This window comes from Nocardioides bigeumensis (assembly GCF_039531755.1).
In the GTDB taxonomy this organism is placed as follows: Bacteria; Actinomycetota; Actinomycetes; order Propionibacteriales; family Nocardioidaceae; genus Nocardioides; species Nocardioides bigeumensis.
Map to the genome: position 1 here is coordinate 559,714 of NZ_BAAAQQ010000013.1, position 21,035 is coordinate 580,748.

At 69.3% G+C, this 21,035-nt stretch carries 15 protein-coding genes and 1 pseudogene; 4 read left to right on the forward strand and 12 right to left on the reverse strand.

Annotated elements, in window-relative coordinates; all coding sequences use genetic code 11:
- Positions 1-2 precede the first annotated feature (2 nt).
- From dhaK to ABD295_RS16930, 4 genes and pseudogenes are all read left to right on the forward strand, one after another.
- Positions 3-998 (forward strand): dihydroxyacetone kinase subunit DhaK, encoded by a 996-nt coding sequence (gene dhaK / locus ABD295_RS16915; RefSeq protein ID WP_344304981.1) that lies wholly within the window; start codon positions 3-5, stop codon positions 996-998.
- 5 nt (positions 999-1,003) lie between these two features.
- Positions 1,004-1,660: a dihydroxyacetone kinase subunit DhaL gene (gene dhaL, locus ABD295_RS16920; protein WP_344304982.1), complete on the forward strand. Its 657-nt coding sequence runs from the start codon at positions 1,004-1,006 to the stop codon at positions 1,658-1,660.
- Positions 1,661-1,669: 9 nt separating this feature from the next.
- Positions 1,670-2,059 (forward strand): annotated as a pseudogene (gene dhaM / locus ABD295_RS16925) (dihydroxyacetone kinase phosphoryl donor subunit DhaM); the annotation flags it as partial.
- A gap of 72 nt (positions 2,060-2,131) precedes the next feature.
- A complete protein-coding gene (locus ABD295_RS16930) occupies positions 2,132-2,404 on the forward strand; it encodes an HPr family phosphocarrier protein (protein ID WP_344305462.1) in 273 nt (90 codons plus the stop codon).
- A 98-nt stretch (positions 2,405-2,502) separates the two neighbouring features.
- Here ABD295_RS16930 and ABD295_RS16935 read toward each other — a convergent pair whose 3' ends face one another.
- From ABD295_RS16935 to ABD295_RS16990, 12 genes are all read right to left on the reverse strand, one after another.
- Entirely contained in the window at positions 2,503-3,759 is a 1,257-nt protein-coding gene (locus ABD295_RS16935) for a geranylgeranyl reductase family protein (RefSeq protein WP_344304983.1), read from the reverse strand.
- 37 nt (positions 3,760-3,796) lie between these two features.
- Positions 3,797-4,204: a RidA family protein gene (locus ABD295_RS16940; protein ID WP_344304984.1), complete on the reverse strand. Its 408-nt coding sequence runs from the start codon at positions 4,202-4,204 to the stop codon at positions 3,797-3,799.
- A 187-nt stretch (positions 4,205-4,391) separates the two neighbouring features.
- Positions 4,392-8,291 carry a DNA-directed RNA polymerase subunit beta' gene (locus tag ABD295_RS16945; RefSeq protein ID WP_344304985.1) on the reverse strand — a complete coding sequence of 1,300 codons (3,900 nt, stop codon included), beginning with the start codon at positions 8,289-8,291 and terminating at the stop codon, positions 4,392-4,394.
- 85 nt (positions 8,292-8,376) lie between these two features.
- Positions 8,377-11,853: a DNA-directed RNA polymerase subunit beta gene (gene rpoB, locus ABD295_RS16950; protein ID WP_344304986.1), complete on the reverse strand. Its 3,477-nt coding sequence runs from the start codon at positions 11,851-11,853 to the stop codon at positions 8,377-8,379.
- A gap of 221 nt (positions 11,854-12,074) precedes the next feature.
- Complete coding sequence (locus ABD295_RS16955) at positions 12,075-12,908, reverse strand: J domain-containing protein (protein ID WP_344304987.1); 834 nt, start codon at positions 12,906-12,908, stop codon at positions 12,075-12,077.
- On the reverse strand, positions 12,905-13,570 hold the full coding sequence (locus ABD295_RS16960; protein ID WP_344304988.1) for a hypothetical protein: 666 nt from the start codon (positions 13,568-13,570) through the stop codon (positions 12,905-12,907). The genes ABD295_RS16955 and ABD295_RS16960 overlap by 4 nt, the downstream gene beginning before the upstream one ends.
- 110 nt (positions 13,571-13,680) lie before the next feature.
- Positions 13,681-14,973, reverse strand: a complete 1,293-nt coding sequence (locus tag ABD295_RS16965; protein ID WP_344304989.1) for an MlaD family protein — start codon at positions 14,971-14,973, stop codon at positions 13,681-13,683.
- Positions 14,970-16,544, reverse strand: coding sequence for an MCE family protein (locus ABD295_RS16970; protein WP_344304990.1), 1,575 nt, complete (start codon positions 16,542-16,544; stop codon positions 14,970-14,972). Before ABD295_RS16970 ends, ABD295_RS16965 begins: the two co-directional genes overlap by 4 nt.
- The gene (locus tag ABD295_RS16975) at positions 16,541-17,740 is read right to left on the reverse strand and encodes an MCE family protein (protein WP_344304992.1); all 1,200 of its coding nucleotides are present in this window, start codon (positions 17,738-17,740) and stop codon (positions 16,541-16,543) included. The genes ABD295_RS16970 and ABD295_RS16975 overlap by 4 nt, the downstream gene beginning before the upstream one ends.
- A complete protein-coding gene (locus ABD295_RS16980; RefSeq protein ID WP_344304993.1) occupies positions 17,740-18,705 on the reverse strand; it encodes an MCE family protein in 966 nt (321 codons plus the stop codon). The genes ABD295_RS16975 and ABD295_RS16980 overlap by 1 nt, the downstream gene beginning before the upstream one ends.
- A complete protein-coding gene (locus ABD295_RS16985) occupies positions 18,702-19,736 on the reverse strand; it encodes an MCE family protein (RefSeq protein WP_344304994.1) in 1,035 nt (344 codons plus the stop codon). The genes ABD295_RS16980 and ABD295_RS16985 overlap by 4 nt, the downstream gene beginning before the upstream one ends.
- A complete protein-coding gene (locus ABD295_RS16990) occupies positions 19,733-21,034 on the reverse strand; it encodes an MCE family protein (protein WP_344304995.1) in 1,302 nt (433 codons plus the stop codon). Before ABD295_RS16990 ends, ABD295_RS16985 begins: the two co-directional genes overlap by 4 nt.
- Position 21,035: the final 1 nt, after the last annotated feature.

The following is a 21,035-nucleotide window of genomic DNA, read 5'->3' on the forward strand; positions in this document are numbered from 1 at the left end:
ACATGAAGAAGCTCATCAACAAGCCCGAGGACGTGCTCGCCGACGCGCTGAAGGGCGTCGCCGCCGCCCACCCCGAGCTGCGGGTCGACCACCAGCACCGGGTCATCTACAGGGCCGAGCCCAAGGCCGACGGCAAGGTGGCGCTGATCTCCGGCGGCGGGTCCGGCCACGAGCCCCTGCACGGCGGCTTCGTCGGCCCGGGCATGCTGGACGCCGCCTGCTGCGGCGAGGTGTTCACGTCTCCCACGCCCGACCAGATGGTGGGGGCGACCACCGTCGTCGACCGGGGCGCCGGCGTGCTGCACATCGTGAAGAACTACACCGGAGACGTGATGAACTTCGAGATGGCCGGCGAGCTCGTCGCCGACTCCGGCGTACGCGTCGAGACGATCGTCACCGACGACGACGTGGCGGTCGAGGACTCGACATGGACCGCCGGCCGTCGCGGCGTCGGCGTGACCGTGCTGCTCGAGAAGATCGTCGGCGCCGCGGCCGAGGAGGGCCAGGACCTCGACGCCGTCCTCGCGCTCTCCCGTCGCGTCAACGGCCAGGGCCGCTCCATGGGCATGGCGCTGACCAGCTGCACCGTGCCCGCCGCGGGCAAGCCGACCTTCGAGCTGCCCGAGGACCAGATGGAGATGGGCGTCGGCATCCACGGCGAGCCCGGTCGGCACCGGGTGCCGATCGCGGGGGCGGCCGAGATCGCCGAGCGGCTCGTCGAGCCGGTGCTGGCCGATCTCCAGTTCGGCGGCTCGCCCGGGATCGTGATGCTGAGCGGGCTGGGCGGCACTCCGCTGCTCGAGCTCTACCTGCTGTTCGGCGAGGTCGCGCCCCTCCTCGAGAAGGCCGGCGTCCAGGTCGTCCGCTCGCTGGTCGGCAACTACATCACCTCCCTCGACATGGCCGGCGCCTCGCTGACCGTGCTCAAGGCCGACGACGAGCTGGTGCGCCTGTGGGATGCTCCGGTGAGGACCGCAGGCCTGCGATGGGGAGTCTGACCTACATGGATCTACCCGGGACCGATCGACCAGCGGGCGCCGTCTCGCTCGGCCAGCTGGTCGACTGGCTGTCGTCGTTCCGCGACGCCGTCCACGAGCACGGCGCCTACCTCACCGAGCTCGACTCGGCGATCGGCGACGCGGACCACGGCGCCAACCTGATCCGAGGCATGGACGCGGTGATGGCAGCGCTCGACCCTGCGCCGCCCACGGCTGGTGAGCTGCTGAAGAAGGTCGGCATGACCCTGGTGACCTCGGTCGGCGGGGCGAGCGGCCCGCTCTACGGCACCTTCTTCCTCCGCGCCGGCGCGGTGGCCGGTGACGCCACCGACCTCGACGGTGACGGGCTGGTCGCGCTCCTGCGGGCCGGGCTCGAGGGCATCGTCGCGCGGGGGAAGGCCGAGGCCGGCGACAAGACGATGTACGACGCCCTCGCACCGGCGCTCGACGCCTTCGAGTCGGCCCTGGGCGGCGGCTCCGGAGTCGCGGGCGCCACCCGGGCGGCGGCCGACGCCGCAGCGGCGGGCCGCGACGCCACCGAGCCGCTGCAGGCGCTGAAGGGACGGGCCAGCTATCTCGGGGAGCGCAGCATCGGACACATCGACCCGGGGGCCGCGTCCGCCGCGCTCCTCGTCGCCGCGCTCGCCGAAGCGGTGGACTGAGGCGCCAACGTGATCGGGATCGTGGTGGTGTCCCACAGCGCTGCCCTCGCGGACGCCGCGGTGGCCCTGGCCGAGGAGATGGTGCACTGCCGCGGGCCGGTGATCGCGGTCGCAGCCGGAGCCGCCGGCGGCTTCGGCACGGACGCCACCGTCGTGGCCGCTGCGCTCGCCAAGGCGGCCTCACCCGACGGCGTGCTCGTCCTCATGGACCTGGGCTCGGCGGTGCTGAGCGCCGAGCTGGCGTTGGAGCTGTCGCCGCCGGACCACCCGGTGCGGCTCTCCCCTGCCCCGCTGGTCGAGGGCCTCGTGGCCGCCGTCGTCCGTGCCGCCGGCGGCGCCGACCTCGACACCGTGGCCGGGGAGGCCGAGGCGGCCTTGCTGCCCAAGGCCTCGTCGTTGCGCGACCCCACCCCTGCGGCGGCGCCGTCAACTGGCCCCTCGTCGGCGCCGGCCCTCGACGAGACCGCGCACGTGGACGCCCAAGCTCGTCTCACCTTGCCGAACCCCCTCGGCCTGCACGCACGACCCGCCGCCCAGGTCGCCACGGCAGTCGGCGGGCTCGCCGCCGACGTCACCGTGGAGTTCGGCGGCCAGCGCGCCGACGCGGCCAGCTCGCTCGAGCTGCTCACCCTCGGCGCCGGCCAGGGCGCCGAGATCACCGTCACCGCGACCGGCCCCGACGCCGAGCGCGCCATCACCGCCGTACGCGACCTGGTCCTGGCGGGCTTCGGCGAGCTGGGCTGACGGGTCTATCTGGGTAACGCCCATTTTGAGATGCTTCTGCCCCGATATATCGGAGCAGAAGCGGATGTAGAGGGGCGTTACCTGCAGACCCGGCGACCTCAGGCGAAGGGCGGGCGGGCGTCGCGGGCGATCGAGCGACGGCCGGCCCAGCGCCAGACGCGAGCCGCCCGGTCGCGGTCCTCGTCGGTGACCAGGTTGCCCATCCAGCGCAGGGCGAGCGTCATCAGCCAGTCCGAGCGCATGCCCGCGGGGCCGAGGGTGGGCAGCAGCCGGGGCACGGTGACGAGCCCCGCGAGCCGGCGCGCGATGGAGAACGCCTCGCCGTAGTGCTCGCGCAGGAGCGCCGGCCAGGCCACCGCGAGGTCGCCGTCCTCGGCGAGCAGGTCGGCCACCAGCCGCCCCGACTCGAGCCCGTAGTCGATGCCCTCGCCGTTCAGTGGGTTGACGCAGGCGGCGGCGTCGCCGATGAGCGCCCAGTTGGGTCCCGCGACGCCCGACACCGCACCGCCCATCGGCAGCAGTGCGGACGTCGGCATCCGCAGCTCGTCGCCCAGCACGAACTCCTCGCGCCGCTCCTCGGCGTAGAAGCTCATCAGCGGCTTGATGGCCACCTCGGCCGGCCGCTTCGAGGTGGCGAGCGTGCCGACGCCGAGGTTGACCTCGCCCCCGGACGTCGAGCTCTGTCCGAGCGGGAAGATCCAGCCGTACCCCGACAGGATCTCGCCGTCTCTCCCGCGCAGCTCGAGGTGCGAGCTGATCCAAGGGTCGTCGGCCCGCTCGGACGTGACATAGGCGCGCCCCGCGACGCCGTAGACCGTGTCGCGGTGCCACTCCCGGCCCAACAGACCGCCCAGCCGTGAGCGCACGCCGTCGGCGACGATCAGCCGCTCGCAGGCGATCTCGACGGTCCCGTCGCCACGCTTGAAGACCACGGCCACGACCCGGTCGCCCTCGCGTCGTACGTCGACGGCCCGGTGCCCGTCGACGGCGGTCGCGCCCGCCTTGATCGCGGTCGTGCGCAGATGGTCGTCGAGCTCGGTGCGCGGGACGGCCGAGCCCCAGTCGGGAAGCGTCCCGCCGGGCCAGGGCAGGTGCAGGGTCTGGCCGAAGCCATGGGCGCGCAGCCCCTGGTTGACGGTGTGCGCGCGGAGCCAGTCGCCCAGTCCCAGCCGCTCCAGCTCACCGACCGCGCGGGGGGTCAGGCCGTCGCCGCAGGTCTTGTCACGAGGGAAGACCGCAGCGTCGGCGAGGACGACGTCGAGTCCCTGACGGGCCGCCCAGGCGGCCGCTGCCGAGCCGGCGGGACCGGCGCCGACGACGAGCACGTCCGTGCGGTGGGGCGCGATCGCGGTCACCCTCCGATTGTCTCAGCCGCCCGTCAGCGCGGCCCAATCAGCGGATCACGGCGGCGACGGCTCCCACCTCGACCGCCGCACCGGGTACGCCGAGCGCGCTGACGATCGCTGCAGTGACCAGCGGCGGCGGCTGCACGTCGGCGAGCCGTTCCGCCGCCACGGCGTACGCCGCTCGCACGTCGACGCCCTCCTTCAAGAGCACCGTCATGCTGACCACGTCGGCCAGCCCAGCACCCGCCGACTCCAGCGCCGTCACGAGGTTGTCCATCGTGCGCCGGGTCTGCTCGCCGGGATCGTCACCGACGAGCGCACCCGCGGCGTCGACGCCGTTCTGGCCGCCGACGTAGATCGTCGTCGCGCCCGGCGGCACCACCGCCACGTGGCTGAACGCGGGGCTCGCCACGAGCCCGTCCGGACTGAGCAGGGTGATGCCGTTCGCTGTCATGCCCCCATCCTGACCGGGCTTCCGGTCAGCCGGTGGCCGCAATGGGTCTCGTGACGGTCGTGTCTGGCGCTTCTCGCACCCCCCCCAGGACTGGGTTTCGAGACGACCAAGGCCCTCCCGAGCAAGCTCGGAAGGGCCTTGGTCTCCTCAACCTGGGTTGATTACCCCAGAGCTGATCGCTTCGCGATCAGTTCTGGTACGACCCAAAGTCGAAGTCGTCCAGCGCGACGGCCTGGGAGGCGGTCGAGCCGAACTCGTAGTCGTAGGAGTCGTAGCCGGTGACGGCGTACGCCGCGGCGCGCGCCTCCTCGGTGGGCTCCACGCGGATGTTGCGGTAGCGCTCCAGACCGGTACCGGCCGGGATGAGCTTGCCGATGATCACGTTCTCCTTCAGCCCGCGCAGGGAGTCGGAGCGACCGTGGATCGCCGCGTCGGTGAGCACCCGGGTGGTCTCCTGGAAGGAGGCCGCCGACAGCCACGACTCGGTGGCGAGCGAGGCCTTGGTGATGCCCATGAGCTCGGCACGACCCGAGGCCGGCTTGCCGCCCTCGGAGACCACGCGACGGTTCTCCGTCTCGAAGATCGCCCGGTCGACGAGCTCGGAGGGCAGCAGGTTGCTGTCCCCGGACTCGATGACCGTCACGCGGCGCAGCATCTGCCGCACGATGATCTCGATGTGCTTGTCGTGGATCGACACGCCCTGGCTGCGGTACACCTGCTGGACCTCGTCGACGAGGTGCTGCTGCGCCCGGCGGACACCCAGGACGCGGAGCACCTCCTTCGGGTCGGGGGTACCGACCGTCAGCTGCTGACCCACCTCGATGTGGTCACCGTCGTGCACCAGCAGACGCGAGCGCTTGGAGACGGGGTACTCCGCCTTCTCGCTGCCGTCGTCGGGAGTGACGATCACCTTGCGGCTCTTGTCGGTCTCCTCGATCTCGATGCGGCCGGTGTGCTCCGAGATGGGCGAGAGGCCCTTCGGGGAGCGCGCCTCGAACAGCTCGACCACACGGGGCAGACCCTGCGTGATGTCGTCGGCCGAGGCCACACCACCGGTGTGGAAGGTACGCATCGTCAGCTGCGTGCCGGGCTCACCGATCGACTGGGCGGCGATGATGCCGACCGCCTCGCCGATGTCGACGAGCTTGCCGGTGGCCAGCGAGCGGCCGTAGCACTTCGCACACGTACCGGTCTTGGCGTCGCAGGTGAGCACGGACCGGACCGACACCGACTCGATTCCGGCGGCCACGAGCTCGCCGATCTTGACGTCGCCCATGTCCTCGCCTGCGGCCGCGAGCACCTCGCCCGTCTCCGGGTGGGTGATCTCGGTGGCGGCGGTGCGGGCGTACGCCGAGGTCTCGGCGTTGTCGTCGCGACGGACGACCCCGTCCTCGCCCTTGACGCCGATGACCTTGGCCAGGCCGCGCTCGGTGCCGCAGTCGTCCTCACGGATGATGACGTCCTGCGACACGTCGACGAGACGACGCGTGAGGTAGCCCGAGTCGGCGGTCCGCAGTGCGGTGTCCGCCAGACCCTTGCGGGCGCCGTGGGTGGAGATGAAGTACTCCAGCACGGACAGTCCCTCGCGGAAGTTGGACTTGATCGGCCGCGGGATGATGTCGCCCTTCGGGTTGGCCACCAGTCCACGCATGGCCGCCACCTGGCGGATCTGGGTCAGGTTTCCCGATGCTCCGGAGTCGACCATCATGAAGATGGGGTTCGTCCGGTCGAAGTTCTCCTCCATGGCCCGGCCGACCTGGTTGGACGCCTGGTTCCAGATCTCGATGAGCTCCTGACGGCGCTCGTCGTCGGTGACGAGGCCGCGCTCGTACTGCTTCTGGACCTTCTCGGCCTGGTCTTCGTACGTCTTCAGGATCTCGGCCTTGTTGGCCGGGGTGACGACGTCGTCGATCGAGACCGTGACGCCCGAGCGGGTCGCCCAGTGGAAGCCGGTGTCCTTCAGGGCGTCCAGCGAGGCGGCCACCTCGACCTTGGTGTAACGCTCGGCCAGGTCGTTGACGATCGACCCGAGCCGCTTCTTGCCGACTTCCTCGTTGACGTAGGGGTAGTCGGCCGGGAGCGTCTCGTTGAAGAGCGCGCGCCCCAGGGAGGTCTCGAGGGTGATGGTCCGACCCTCCTCCCAGTCGAGGCCGAGCTCGAGCGGCGGCACGACGTCGGAGAAGCGGATCTTGACCTTGTCCTGGATCGTGATGTCGCCCTTGTCGTAGGCCATGATCGCCTCGGCCACCGACGAGTAGGCGAGCAGCTCGCCGCGCTCGTCGCGCGCCTCGCCGCGGTCGGTGGTGAGGAAGAACAGGCCGATCACCATGTCCTGGGTGGGCATGGTCACCGGACGACCGTCCGACGGCTTGAGGATGTTGTTGGTCGAGAGCATCAGGATCCGCGCCTCGGCCTGGGCCTCTGCCGACAACGGCAGGTGCACGGCCATCTGGTCACCGTCGAAGTCCGCGTTGAAGGCGGTGCAGACGAGCGGGTGGATCTGGATGGCCTTGCCCTCGATCAGCTGCGGCTCGAAGGCCTGGATGCCGAGGCGGTGCAGGGTCGGTGCGCGGTTGAGCAGCACCGGGTGCTCCATGATGACCTCTTCGAGGACGTCCCACACCATGGCGTAGCGGCTCATGCCCGACGTCGCGCGCTCGACCATCCGCTTGGCGGACTTGATGTTCTGCGCGTGCGAGAGGTCGACGAGCCGCTTCATCACGAAGGGCTTGAAGAGCTCCAGCGCCATCATCTTCGGCAGGCCGCACTGGTGCAGCTTGAGCTGCGGACCGGACACGATGACGGAGCGGCCGGAGTAGTCGACGCGCTTGCCGAGGAGGTTCTGGCGGAAGCGGCCCTGCTTGCCCTTGAGCATGTCGGACAGCGACTTCAGCGGCCGGTTGCCCGGGCCGGTGACCGGACGGCCACGACGGCCGTTGTCGAACAGCGAGTCGACGGCCTCCTGGAGCATCCGCTTCTCGTTGTTGACGATGATCTCCGGCGCGCCGAGGTCGAGCAGCCGCTTGAGGCGGTTGTTGCGGTTGATCACCCGGCGGTAGAGGTCGTTGAGGTCGGAGGTGGCGAAGCGGCCACCGTCGAGCTGCACCATCGGGCGCAGGTCCGGCGGGATGACCGGGACGGCGTCGAGGACCATGCCCAGCGGCGAGTTGGTGGTCTTGCGGAAGGCGTCGACGACCTTGAGCCGCTTGAGCGCGCGCACCTTGCGCTGGCCCTTGCCGGTCTCGATGGTCTCGCGCAGCGACTCGACCTCGGCCTCGATGTCGAAGGTCTGCAGGCGGCGCTGGATCGCGGTCGCCCCCATGAAGCCCTCGAAGTACTTGCCGAACCAGTTCTTCATCTCGCGGTAGAGCAGCTCGTCGCCCATCAGGTCCTGGACCTTGAGGGACTTGAACGTGCTCCAGACCTCCTCGAGCCGGTCCAGCTCGCGCTGGGCCCGGTCGCGGATCTGCTTCATCTCGCGCTCGGCGCCGTCGCGGACCTTGCGGCGCGCGTCGGCCTTGGCGCCCTCGTCCTCGAGGACCTTGAGGTCCTCCTCGAGCTTCTTGGTGCGCTCCTCGATCTGGGAGTCACGGCGCTTCTCGAGGCGCTCGCGCTCGAGACCGACCTTGTTCTCCAGGGTCGACAGGTCGCGGTGGCGCGCGTCCTCGTCGACCGAGGTGATCATGTAGGCCGCGAAGTAGATGACCTTCTCGAGGTCCTTCGGGGCCAGGTCGAGGAGGTAGCCGAGCCGGCTCGGCACACCCTTGAAGTACCAGATGTGGGTGACCGGGGCGGCGAGCTCGATGTGGCCCATCCGCTCGCGGCGGACCTTCGACCGGGTCACCTCGACGCCGCAGCGCTCGCAGATGATGCCCTTGAAGCGCACGCGCTTGTACTTGCCGCAGTAGCACTCCCAGTCCCGGGTGGGACCGAAGATCTTCTCGCAGAAGAGTCCGTCACGCTCGGGCTTGAGCGTGCGGTAGTTGATCGTCTCCGGCTTCTTGACCTCGCCGTGGCTCCACGTGCGGATGTCGTCCGCGGTGGCCAGGCCGATCTGGAGCTGATCGAAGAAGTTCACGTCGAGCACGATGGCTGTTGTCCTTCGTTAGTTACTGAGTCTGAAGCTGGAGGACTGGGTGGCGGCGGCGGGCCAGAGGCCCGCCGCCGGTCACTCAGACTTCTTCGACGCTGCTGGGCTCGCGGCGAGACAGGTCGATGCCGAGCTCCTCGGCCGCCCGGAAGACGTCTTCCTCGGCGTCCTTCATCTCGATGGCCGTGCCGTCCTGCGACAGCACCTCCACGTTGAGGCAGAGCGACTGCATCTCCTTGACGAGCACCTTGAACGACTCGGGGATGCCGGAGTCGGGGATGTTCTCGCCCTTGACGATGGCCTCGTAGACCTTCACGCGACCAGGCACGTCGTCCGACTTGATCGTGAGCAGCTCCTGGAGGGCGTAGGCGGCGCCGTACGCCTCCATCGCCCAGACCTCCATCTCGCCGAACCGCTGGCCGCCGAACTGGGCCTTACCGCCCAGGGGCTGCTGCGTGATCATGGAGTAGGGGCCGGTCGAGCGTGCGTGGATCTTGTCGTCGACGAGGTGGTGCAGCTTGAGGATGTACATGTAGCCGACCGAGACCGGGTCCGGGAACGGCTCGCCGGAGCGACCGTCGAACAGGCTGGCCTTGCCGTTCTCGCCGACGACGCGGACGCCGTCGCGGTTGGGCAGGGTCGCCCCGAGGAGACCGGTGATCTCGTCCTCCTTGGCGCCGTCGAAGACCGGCGTGGCCACCTTGGTGTTGGGCTCGGCCTTCTGGGCGTGGATGTCGATCAGGCGCTGCTTCCAGCTGTCGTCGCCGGTCGGACCCTTGCCCTCGTGGAGGTCGAGGTCCCAGCCCTGCTTGGCCAGCCAGCCCAGGTGCAGCTCGAGGATCTGGCCGATGTTCATCCGTCGCGGGACACCCAGCGGGTTGAGGATCACGTCCACCGGGGTGCCGTCCTCCATGAACGGCATGTCCTCGATCGGCAGGATCTTCGCGATGACGCCCTTGTTGCCGTGACGGCCGGCCAGCTTGTCGCCGACCGAGATCTTCCGCTTCTGGGCGACGTAGACGCGCACCAGCTGGTTGACGCCCGGGGGCAGCTCGTCGCCGTCCTCACGGTCGAAGACGCGGACGCCGATGACCGTGCCGGACTCGCCGTGCGGCACCTTCATCGAGGTGTCGCGCACCTCGCGCGCCTTCTCGCCGAAGATCGCGCGCAGCAGCCGCTCCTCCGGGGTGAGCTCGGTCTCGCCCTTGGGCGTGACCTTGCCGACCAGGATGTCGCCCGTGGTGACCTCGGCGCCGATGCGGATGATGCCGCGCTCGTCGAGGTCGGCCAGCATCTCCTCGGAGACGTTGGGGATGTCGCGGGTGATCTCCTCGGGCCCGAGCTTGGTGTCGCGGGCGTCGACCTCGTGCTCCTCGATGTGTATCGAGGTGAGGATGTCCTCCTGCACCAGACGCTGGCTGAGGATGATCGCGTCCTCGTAGTTGTGGCCCTGCCACGGCATGAACGCCACCAGCAGGTTGGTGCCGAGCGCCATCTCCGCCTGGTCGGTGCACGGGCCGTCCGCGATCGGCGAGCCGACCTCGAGCTTGTCGCCCTCGCTCACCAGCGGCCGCTGGTTGATGCAGGTGCCCTGGTTGGAGCGGCGGAACTTGGCCAGCTTGTAGGTCGTGTAGGTGCCGTCGTCGTTCATCGTCTCGATGACCTCGGCCGACACCTCCTTGACCACACCGGCCTTCTCGGCGACCACGACGTCACCGGCGTCGACGGCGGCGCGGTACTCGATGCCGGTGCCGACCAGGGGCGAGTCGCTGACGATCAGCGGCACGGCCTGGCGCTGCATGTTGGCACCCATGAGCGCGCGGTTGGCGTCGTCGTGCTCGAGGAACGGGATCAGGGCCGTCGCGACCGACACCATCTGGCGCGGGGAGACGTCCATGAAGTCCACGTCCTCGGCCAGCACCTCGGAGACCTCACCGTGGCGCTGGCGGACCAGCACCCGCTCCTCGACGAACTTGTTGGCGCTGTCGAGGGGCGCGTTGGCCTGGGCGATGACGTAGCGGTCCTCGTCGTCGGCCGTGAGGTACTCGACCTTGTCGGTGACCTTGCCCTTGATCACCTTGCGGTAGGGCGTCTCGACGAAGCCGAACGGGTTGATCCGTCCGTAGCTCGCCAGCGAGCCGATCAGACCGATGTTGGGACCCTCGGGGGTCTCGATCGGGCACATGCGGCCGTAGTGCGAGTGGTGGACGTCGCGGACCTCCATGCCGGCGCGGTCGCGGGACAGACCACCGGGGCCCAGCGCCGAGAGGCGGCGCTTGTGGGTCAGGCCCGAGATCGGGTTGGTCTGGTCCATGAACTGCGAGAGCTGGGAGGTGCCGAAGAACTCCTTCAGCGCCGCCACGACGGGCCGGATGTTGATCAGGGACTGCGGCGTGATGGCCTCGACGTCCTGGGTCGTCATCCGCTCGCGCACGACACGCTCCATGCGGGCCAGGCCCGTGCGGAGCTGGTTCTGGATCAGCTCGCCGACGGTGCGCATCCGGCGGTTGCCGAAGTGGTCGATGTCGTCGGCGGTCGCCTCGATGGTCCCCTGCGCGGTGTCGATCGTCGTCTGCTCGGCGTGCAGGGCCACGATGTACTTGATCGCGGCGACGATGTCGTCGACGGTCAGCACCTGCTGGTCGAAGGCCTCGACGAGGCCGAGCTTCTTGTTGATCTTGTAGCGGCCGACCTTGGCGAGGTCGTAGCGCTTGGGGTTGAAGTAGTAGTTGTTCAGCAGCGTCTGCGCGGCCTCGCGGGTGGGCGGTTCGCCCGGGCGGAGCTTGCGGTAGATGTCGAGCAGCGCGTCGTCCTGGGCCTGGGTGTGGTCCTTCTCCAGGGTGAGCATCATCGACTCGTACTGGCCGAACTCCTCGCGGATCTGCTCGTTGGTCCAGCCGAGGGCCTTGAGCAGCACCGTGACGTTCTGCTTGCGCTTGCGGTCGAGGCGGACGCCGACCATGTCGCGCTTGTCGATCTCGAACTCCAGCCACGCGCCGCGGCTGGGGATCAGCTTGGCGGTGAAGATGTCCTTGTCCGAGGTCTTGTCGGCGGTGCGCTCGAAGTAGACGCCCGGCGAGCGGACCAGCTGGGAGACCACGACCCGCTCGGTGCCGTTGATGATGAACGTGCCCTTGGGCGTCATCAGCGGGAAGTCGCCCATGAAGACCGTCTGGCCCTTGATCTCACCGGTCTCGTTGTTGGTGAACTCGGCGGAGACGTAGAGCGGGGCGGAGTAGGTGAAGTCCTTCTCCTTGCACTCCTCCACGGTGTACTTCGGGTCGTAGAAGACGGGGTTCTCGAACGAGAGCGACATGGTCTCGGAGAAGTCCTCGATCGGGGAGATCTCCTCGAAGATCTCCTGCAGACCGGACTTCTCGGAGACGTCCTCGCCTGCGTCCTTCCGACGGGCAACGGTGGCGTCCCAGTCGGCGTTGCCGACCAGCCAGTCGAAGCTGTCGGTCTGGAGAGAGAGGAGCTTCGGGAGCTCGAGAGGCTCCGAGATCTTTGCGAACGAGATGCGGCGGTTGAACTTGTCAGCAGAGCTGCGCGCGGCCAAGAGGTGTCCTTCGACGTGTACGCGAGGGCGGGATCAACCCCCTACACCACCGATCGGCCACCGGGCAGGCCAAAGGGCATTTGAGAAAGAGGGCGAAAGCACAGGGTAACTCACATCTGCGCGCGCCACAACCCGGGCGTCAATCGACGTTCCCGAAACTATGAACGCATCGCCGCCCGGAGTCAAGCACCACGTTCACAGCGGTTGACCGGGGCGTCGGTTCAGCCCGCCGCGGGTGACGTCTTCAGGCCGTCGACGAGCCAGCTGTCGCCGACCCGCTCCATGGTCACGGTGACCTGGTCGCGGTAGACGACCGGCTCCTCCTGCTTCTTGTTCGTCGTCGGGCGGTTGACGAAGACCAGCACCTCGACGCGGTCCGGGTCGTCAGGACCCGCACGCACGACGCCCGAGGAGATCACCTCCGCGGACACCTTCGTGCCGACGCGGGGCGCGTTCTGCTTGATGACCTCGTACAGCTCGTCGTAGTCCTCGCGGTAGGAGGCGGTCAGGTACGCCGCGCCCGCTGCCTGGTCCTGGTCGAGGGTCGCGGCGTCGTACGACAGGACCGGGACGATCGCGCGCTCGGCGGCGGCCTGGGCCTCGCGGGTCGAGGCGGCCACCGACGCGTCCGAGGGCACCCCCCACCAGAGCCACGCGGACGCCGAGACCGCCGCGGCCGTCAGCAGGGCCAGGACGACGAGCACCCAACCGGCGACCGGAGGCCTCGCGACGTCGCTGGAGCTCCTCCTCGACCACCGGCGACGTTGCGCCGACTCCGTCGGTGGTCGAGGAGGTAGCGCGGCGACCGTCTCGAGACCCTGGGCCGAGTCAGGCTCGTCGACCGGCTCGCGGTCGGCCAGCTCGGCGTCGTACGCCTGCCGGCGCTCGTCGTCGAGCAGCGTCTCCGCCGCGGCGTTGAAGGCCCGGAACCGGCGGTCGCCCGGCTCGAGGCCGTCGATGGCCGCCCGCCAGGCGGCACGGATGTCGGCGGACGAGGCGTCCGGCTCGACGTCGAGGAGGTCGTAGAGGCTCGGCGCCTTCGTCGCGGTGCTCACGGGGCCACCCCTTCCTCCGGAGCGGCCGTGTCGGTGCCCGTGACCGGCGTGAAGTCGTCGACCAGCCACTCACCGTCGATCTTGACCAGCGACACCTCGATGCGGAACGGCACCGGCTCTCCCGTCGTCGGCCGGCCGTCCACCTCGTAGCTGTCGGTGAAGGTGCCGGCCACGAGGGCCGTGGCCGAGTCGGGATCGAGGTCGGAGACGCCGGTGGCGAACACCTCGGCCTCGCGCGACGCCCGACCCTGCGCCACCAGCCTCTCGGCGACGCCTGCCTCCTGGTCGAAGGAGGCCTTGAACTTCGGCGTGATCACCTCGCTGACGCGGGTGCGGTACTCCGGCATCGCGTCGTCCTGGTCGAGCAGGTCGGGCCCGTACGTGCCCATCCGCAGCAGGAACTGGCGCGACTGCGCCATCACCGTCTCCCGCTCGCGCTGGAGGTCGTCGGCCTCCCCGCGGCGACCCGCGGCGAGCCAGATGGCGACCCCGAGCGCCACGACCAGCACCAGCGCCAGCACGAGGGCCAGGCCCCACCGGAAGCTGGACGACGCACGCCCCTCACGTGAAGGCGTCGCTTCGTCCGGCCCCGAGTCCGGTGAGGCGTCAGGGCCACTCCGGGGGCTCTGCTGCTCAGGCTCTCGTACGTCGGTCGCGGTCATCTCTTCCTCCCACTCCTGCTGCGGCTCAGCCTGGCGATGCCTGCCCGCAGCGCGGTTCCCTCCCGAGGTTCCGAGTGGTCCAACGAGCGTCCGCCCAGGAGGTCACGCCCTCAGTGGAGCGGCTGGAGGAAGAGCCAGCGCCAGGAGTCGGCGCCGTAGGTCCGCGGGGCAGAGGTGGTGTCGGGTCCGGCAGCCCCCGGCGGCATGTCGTCGCCCCAGGTGAGCTCGCCGGTCTCGGGGTCGTACGCCGCCACGACGGGCGCGGTCGACTCGCCGTACCCGACCGGGGCGCGCGGCGGGGCGTGCTGGGCGCCGCGGGCATTGGACTGCGAGGCGGGCTCGGTGCAGCGGGCGTCCATGTTCATCGGCCGGTTGCTGCCGTCGTTGGGGGACCGGGTGTCGGTGCCCTCGTAGCCGGCCTTGCACACGTGCGGCTCGTTGGTGAGCACCATGCCGAAGTGGGCGTCGTACAGCCCAGTGGCGGGCGTCTTGGAGGCGACGGTGACACCGCCCTCGACCACGTAGGGGTAGATCGCGAGGATCTGCTCGACTCCGGCGAGGTTCTCCACCACCACCTCACCGGTGGTGACGAGGTTGTTGAGCAGCTCGGACAGCTCGACCTCGTTCTCCTCGAGGAAGGTGCGCAGCTCGGTGGCGGTGACGCTGCCGTTGTCGATGACGGTGCGCAGGTCCCGGTCGGCCAGCACGAGCGTCCCGCTGAACTTCTTGAACTCGCGGGCGAAGGTGCGCAGCGAGCTCCCTGAGGCGAGCTGGCCGCGCAGCACCGTGTTGCCGTCCTTGATCAGGTCGGTGGTCATCTCGAAGTTCGCGTCGGCGGTCTCGATGAACGCGTTGCTGGTGTCGATGATCCGGCCGAGGTCGCGGCCCGTCCCCTGGAAGGCGCTGCCGAACTCGGACACGACCGTGCGCAGGTCGTCCTCACCGACCGACTCGACGGTGTTGGACAGGTTGGTGAGCAGGGTCGTGGTGCTCAGCGGGATCCGGGTGTCGTCCTGGTCGACCTCCGCGCCGTCGCGCAAGAAGGGTCCCCCGTCTTCCTGGGGCTGGAGCTCGACGTACTGCTCACCCACCGCCGAGCGGTTGCCGACCACCGCGAGCGTGTCGGCCGGGATGTCGTCGTAGTCCTTGTCGACGGACAGGTGCAGGTCGACGCCGGCGTCGGTGAGCACGAGCTCCTCGACCTGCCCCACCCTGACCCCGCGGTACGACACCTCGGCGCCGGCGAAGGATCCGCCGGAGTCCGGGAAGTGCGCGACCACGGTGTAGGTGTCGTCCACGAAGAACCGGTCGAGACGGGCGTACTTCGCACCGACGTAGGAGACCCCGATGATCGTGATGAGCACGAAGGCGATCAGCTGGAGCTTGGTACGACGGGTGATCACCGGCCATCCCTCCCCTCGTCCGATCCCTCGTCCGATCCCTTGTCCGATCCCTCGTCCGATCCAGCGTCCGACCCCGCCGTCACCAGGCCGGGCACCATCAGTGACACCAGGTCCGGGTCGAAGCGGTCCATCAGGTCTCCCCAGGTCGGACCGCGCGGCCCGTAGGTGTCGAGGGAGCCGACCGGCGCCCGGCCCACGCCCGGGATGGTCGGCACCGAGATCGAGGGCAACGGCATCGTCGGCACGGTCAGGGTCGGATCGGTCGGGTCCGGGAGCTCGGGGACCTGGTTGAGCTGCTGGCAGACCGTGGCGTTCTGGTTCTCGGGCTTCTTGCAGGCCTCTTGGAGGGCGAGGATCCCTTGCAGGGTCGAGAGCAGCTTGAGGCAGGCCTCGCTGTTGAGGTCGCCGCTGGCCAGGCAGGCCAGCACGTCGTCGACGATCTTGGTCGGGTCGAGCTCGGTCGGGAGCAGGGTCGGCGTGGGCAGGGACGGCAGCGGAACCGTCGGCAGCGCGGTCGGCAGGGACGGCAGCGGTGGCAGGGTCGGCAGCGACGGGAGCGACGGCAGCAGGTCGCTGAGATCGAGCTCGAGCTGGATCGAGAGGTTGGTGTAGTCGCCCATGTGCAGGTTGCGGGCGACCTGCGGGTCCCGGCCGACGACCTCGTCGACGAACGGGTAGGTCAGGAACACGTGGAACGCGTTGGCGAAGTCGTCGCCCGCGGCTGCGAGCTGGGTCAGCACCGGGTCCAGCTGCTGGAGGCTGTCGATGGTCGCGGTCTTGGACGCGCGGATCACCCGCACGCCCACGCCGCTCAGGTCGTCGAGCGCCTTGAGCATCCGCACCAGGTCGCCCCGCTGCTTGTCGAGGGAGTCGAGGGCGCTGGGCAGCTCGTCGAGGGCGGCGTCGATGGTGTCGAGATGCTTGCCTGTCTCGATCGACAGCCGGTTCAGCGCCTCGATCGCGTCGACGATGTCGGCCTTGTTCTCGTCCAGCTGCTGCATCAGCACGCGCACCTGGGTGAGCACCGACTTCGCGGAGCCCTCGCGGCCCTCGAGTGCGTTGTTGATCTCGCTGGAGATGGTCTTGAGCTGGCCGACCCCGCCACCGTTGAGCAGCAGGCTCAGGGCCCCGAGGACCTCCTCGACCTCAGGGTTGCGGCCTGACCGCTCGAGGGGGATCACGTCGCCGTCCTCGAGCCGACCGGCACCCGCGCCGGGCTCCGGCGGCCCCAGTGACACGAACTTCTCGCCGAGCAGGCTGGTCTGGCGCAGCTCGGCGAGCGTGTTGTCCGGCAGGCCCACGTCGTTGCGCAGCTCCAAGGTGACCTCGGCGACAGCACCGTCCAGGCGCACGTCGGTCACCTTGCCGACGCTCACGTCGTTGACCTTCACCGTCGACTGCGGCACCAGGTCGAGCACGTCCCGGAACTTCACGGTCACGGTGATCGGCTGGTCACCGGTGTCGGTGCCGCCGGGAAGCGGCAGCTGGTAGACGTCGAAGTCGCACGCCGTCAGCAACGGCAGCAGCAGCACCGACGCGAGCGAGACCAGGAGCAGTCGCAACCGACTCATCGCGTCCCCTCCCCTGCGGGGGACGCGACGAGCCCACCCAGCGTCGGGTCGTAGCGATCTCCGCTGCGCTCACCGCCGCCGAAACCCGGCGTGAACGGCACGCCGCGCGGCGCGCCCGGCAGCGGCAGCTTGCCCGGGAGCAGCTTCTTGATCAGGTCGCAGGCGTTGCCCGGGTCGTCGGCCTGCTCGACGATGCTGCAGAGCAGCAGCGCCGGGTCGTTCTCGATCTGCCCGACCAGCTCGCCGAGGTTCGCGCGGGTGTCGAGCGTGCCGGCCTGGGGGTTGTAGGTCAGCGCCAGGTTGTTCAGCGCGAGCGGACCGACCCGGAGGATCTCGTCGAGCGAGTCGCGCTGCTTGACGAGCACCTTGGACACCCTGTTCAGGCCCTTGATGTTGCGGCCCAGGATGTCGCGGTTCTCCTTGACGAAACCGGACACCTGCGACAACGCCGTGCCGAGGTTGTCCAGCGCGGCCGCCAGCTCCTGACGCTCACCGCTCAGCACCCCCGAGATGTCCGCGAGCGAGCGGTTGAACTGACGGACCGTCGTGTCGTTGTCGGCCAGCGTCTCGAGGAAGGACTGCAGCTTGGCCGCCGTGCCGAAGAGCTCCTCGCGGTTGTTCGACAGCGTCTGGCTGAACCGGCCGAAGTCCGCGATGGTCTGGTGGAACGCGGCACCCTGGCCATCGAAGTTGTCCGCGGTCACCTCGAGCAGGTCGGAGAGCGCGCCCTGCTTGTTGGCGCCGGTCGGGCCGAGCGCGACGTTGAGGTCGTTGAGGCTCGAGTAGACCTGGTCGAGCTCCAGCGGCACGGACGTCCGGTCGACGCCGAGCTCGGCGCCGTCGGCGAGCACCGCCCCCTTCGTCGACGGGTCGTACGCCGGGGTGAGCTGGACGAACCGGTCGCCGACGATCGACGGCGCGATGATCACGGCCGAGGCGTCCTCGGGGATGCGCACGTCGGCGTCGTACGACATGGTCACCTCGACGTCGGTGCCCGACGGCACGACCTGGTCCACGGTCCCGACCGCGACGCCCAGCACGCGCACGTCGCTGCCCTCGAAGATCGAGATGGCGCGCGGGAAGTGCGCCACGACCGTCTTGCGCTCGCCGTCGCCGAAGAAGGGCTTGAAGGTCACCAGGGCGGCGACCAGCAGCCCGACCAGGAGGGCGGGGACGAAGATCTTCCGGAGGTCCATCAGCCCACCAGCTCCGGGACCGGCGGCATGTTCTGGATGTACGTGTCGAACCACGGGCCGGTGCCGAGGGTGTTGGCGAAGACGCGGTAGAACGGCGCCATCAGGCGCAGGCTGTTGTCGAGGTTGTCCTCGTTCTTGTTGAGGACGGCCACGACGTTCTCGAGGTGGGTGAGCGCGGGCTTGAGGTCGTCCCGGCTCTGCTTGACCAGCCGGGTGAGCTCCTTGGAGAGCTGGGAGGTCGACACTAGGAGCTGGTGCACCTGCTCGCGCCGGGCGACGACGGCACGGAAGACCACGTCGGAGTCCTCCATCAGCTTGATGATGTCCTCGTCCCGCTCGTCGAGGACCGAGCTGACCTTGCCGAGGTTGCGCAGCAGCGAGTTGATCTGGTCGTCACGGGCGGCGACGTTGGCGGACAGCCGGGACACCCCGTCGAGGGCCTCGCGGAACTCCTCGGGCGTGTTGCGGGTCAGGTCGGCGAGCACCGTCAGCGACTCGGCGAGCTGGTCGGTGTCGATGCGGTCGGAGGTCTCGGCGAGGCCCTGGAAGGCCTCCACGACGTCGTACGGCGAGCTGGTGCGGTCGACGGGGATCTCGCTCTTCTCAGAGAGCTGACCACTGCCGGCGGGCTCGAGAGCGAGGAACATGGCGCCCAGGAGTGTCTTCACCTTGATGGCCGCGCGCGTCTCGGTGCCGAAGTGCGACTCGGTGTCGACCCGGAACCCCACGCGTACCTGGTTGCCGGCGAGCTCGATCGACTCGACCTTGCCGACGCGCACGCCGGCGATGCGCACCTCGTCGTTGACCTTGAGGCCGCCGGCCTCGCTGAACGCGGCGTAGTAGGTGTCGCCGCCGCCGATCAACGGCAGGTCCTGGGCTCGGAACGCCATCAGCACGATGGCGGCGATCGCGGTCAGGCTGATCGCGCCGATGATGACGGGGTTGCGTTCGCGGAAGGGAATCATGACAGCGAACACCTCTCCGAGCCGGTCTCGTAGGTGACCGGGAGGGTGAGGCCCTTGGGCAGGATGACGCGGCCCTGGAACTCGCAGAGGTAGAAGTTGAACCACGAGCCGTAGATCGCGGTGCGGCCCACCTTCTCGAGCTTGATGGGCAGCACCTGGAGGGCGCGGTCGAGCTCGGCCTTGTTGCGGTCGAGGTTGCCCGCCACGTCGCGCAGTCCCTTGATGTCGCGCACGAAGGGCTTGCGGATCCCCGACACGAGCTGAGCGGTCTCGACCGAGAGCGCGGAGACCTCGTCGAGCGACGACAAGATGGCACGGCGGTCCTTCTTCAGCCCGCCCATGAGGTCGCGGAAGCTGATGATCAGCCGGCCCAGCTGCTCGTCTCGGTCACCGACGTGGACGAGCACCTCGTTGAGGTTGTCGATCAGGTCGCCGATCACCTGGTCCCGCGCGGCGAGGGTCTGGGTCACCGACGCCGTGTGGCCGAGCAGGCCCTCGAGAGTTCCGCCCTCCCCCTGGAAGACCTGGACGATCTCGAAGGACAGCTTGTTGACGTCGTCGGGCGACAGGGCCTGGAAGAGCGGCTTGAAGCCGTTGAACAGGACCGTCAGGTCGAGGGCGCCCTGGGTCTGGTCGAGCGGGATGGTGGCGCCGTCGGGGAGACGACGACCGTCGCCGATCCCCTCGCTCAGCGAGATGTAGCGCTGTCCGACGAGGTTGCGATAGCGGATCAGGGCGTTGGTGGCGCCGCTGATCGACGCCGTGTCGTCGACGGAGAAGGAGACCAGTGCCCGGGTGCGCTCGGTGATCTCTACGCCGGTGACCGTGCCGACCTTGACCCCGGCGATGCGCACGTCGTCGCCCTTCACGACACCGGTCGCGTCGGCGAAGACGGCCTTGTAGTCGCGGCTGCTCGAGAAGGTGATGTTGCCGATCGTCACGACCAGCACACCCGTGGCCAGCGTCGTCACGATCATGAAGATCAGGAGGCGTACGCCGTCACCAGCGGTCTTCTTGTCGAGGACCTTCATCGCAGCGACACCTCCGCTCCCCTGGCCATGGGCGCCACGAGCAGCACGCCGAGGTCGTCGACCTGGTCGGGGGTGACACCCAGCGCCGGGCCGAGGAGCGTGCGGAGCATCCCGGCCTCGTCCGGCCCGCCGGCGTACCCAGCGCCGCTGGACCACCCGTCGCCGGCCCGGCCGAAGCCGGGCGCGGTCCGGCTGGTGCCCTTGCCGGTCGGCTCGTCGACACCGTCGTCGAAGTCGGGCTGCGAGCTGACGGGGTTCTCCTGGTCGAACGGCGGGGAGGGCAGGTGCAGGCAGTTGGGCCCGCTGTCCTCGCCGAAGCGTGGGGCATCGGCGGGCGTGTAGCCGCGCGGCTGGTTGGGCAGCAGCTCCAGCACGATGTGCAGCGTGAAGCCGCGGAACGCCTCGGCCTGAGCCTTGCCCGCGTTGACGATCCCGCCAAGCAGGCACGGGTACTCCGGCGCGTACTTCGCGAAGAGCCGCAGCTGCGCGGCGCTGAGGTCGCCCAGGCGGATCAGGTTGTCCTCGTTGTCGTCGAGGAAGGCGCGCGCAGTGTCGGAGAAGGAGGCGACGTCGCGGAAGAGGGCGCGGAGCTTGGCCTCCCGCCCCTCGAGCGTGCCGGTGGTCTTGATGGTGTCGCGCAGGATCTCGGCGACGTCCGGCAGCACGTCGACGTACAGGTCGGAGACACGTGCGGTGAGGCGCAGGTCCTCGACGATGTCGGGGATCTGCGGGTTGATCCGCTTGAGGTAGGCATCGAGCGTCTCGAGGTTCTCGCCGATCTGCTCACCACGCCCCTCCAGCGCGGTCGCCAGCGCGTTGAGCGTGTAGTTGAGGTCGGCGGGACGGACCGCGCGCAGCAGCGGATAGAGGTCCGAGAGCACCTTCTCGACCTCGATGGACACCTCGGTCCGGTCTATGGTCGCCCCGGCCTCGATCGTGCCCTCGGGGCCGCTCTCGGGGATCTCGAGGGAGACGTACTTCTCGCCGAAGAGCGTCTTGGGCACGATCGACCCGGTCACGTTGGCCGGGATCGTGCCGAGCTTGTCGGGATAGATGCCGAGGGTCAGCACCGCACCCTCGGAGTCGGCGTCGAACTCGAGCACCTCACCGACGATCACGCCGCGGGTCTTCACGTCCGCGCGGGCCGGGAGCTGCAGGCCGATCTTGGACGTGCGCAGCGTGAGCTCGTCGTAGTCGGTGAACTTCTTGGTGAAGATCCCGTAGGTGAGGTAGACGCCCAGCAGCAGCATCGCGAGGAACACGATGCCGAGCGTCTTGTGGCTCTTCCCTAGGCGCATG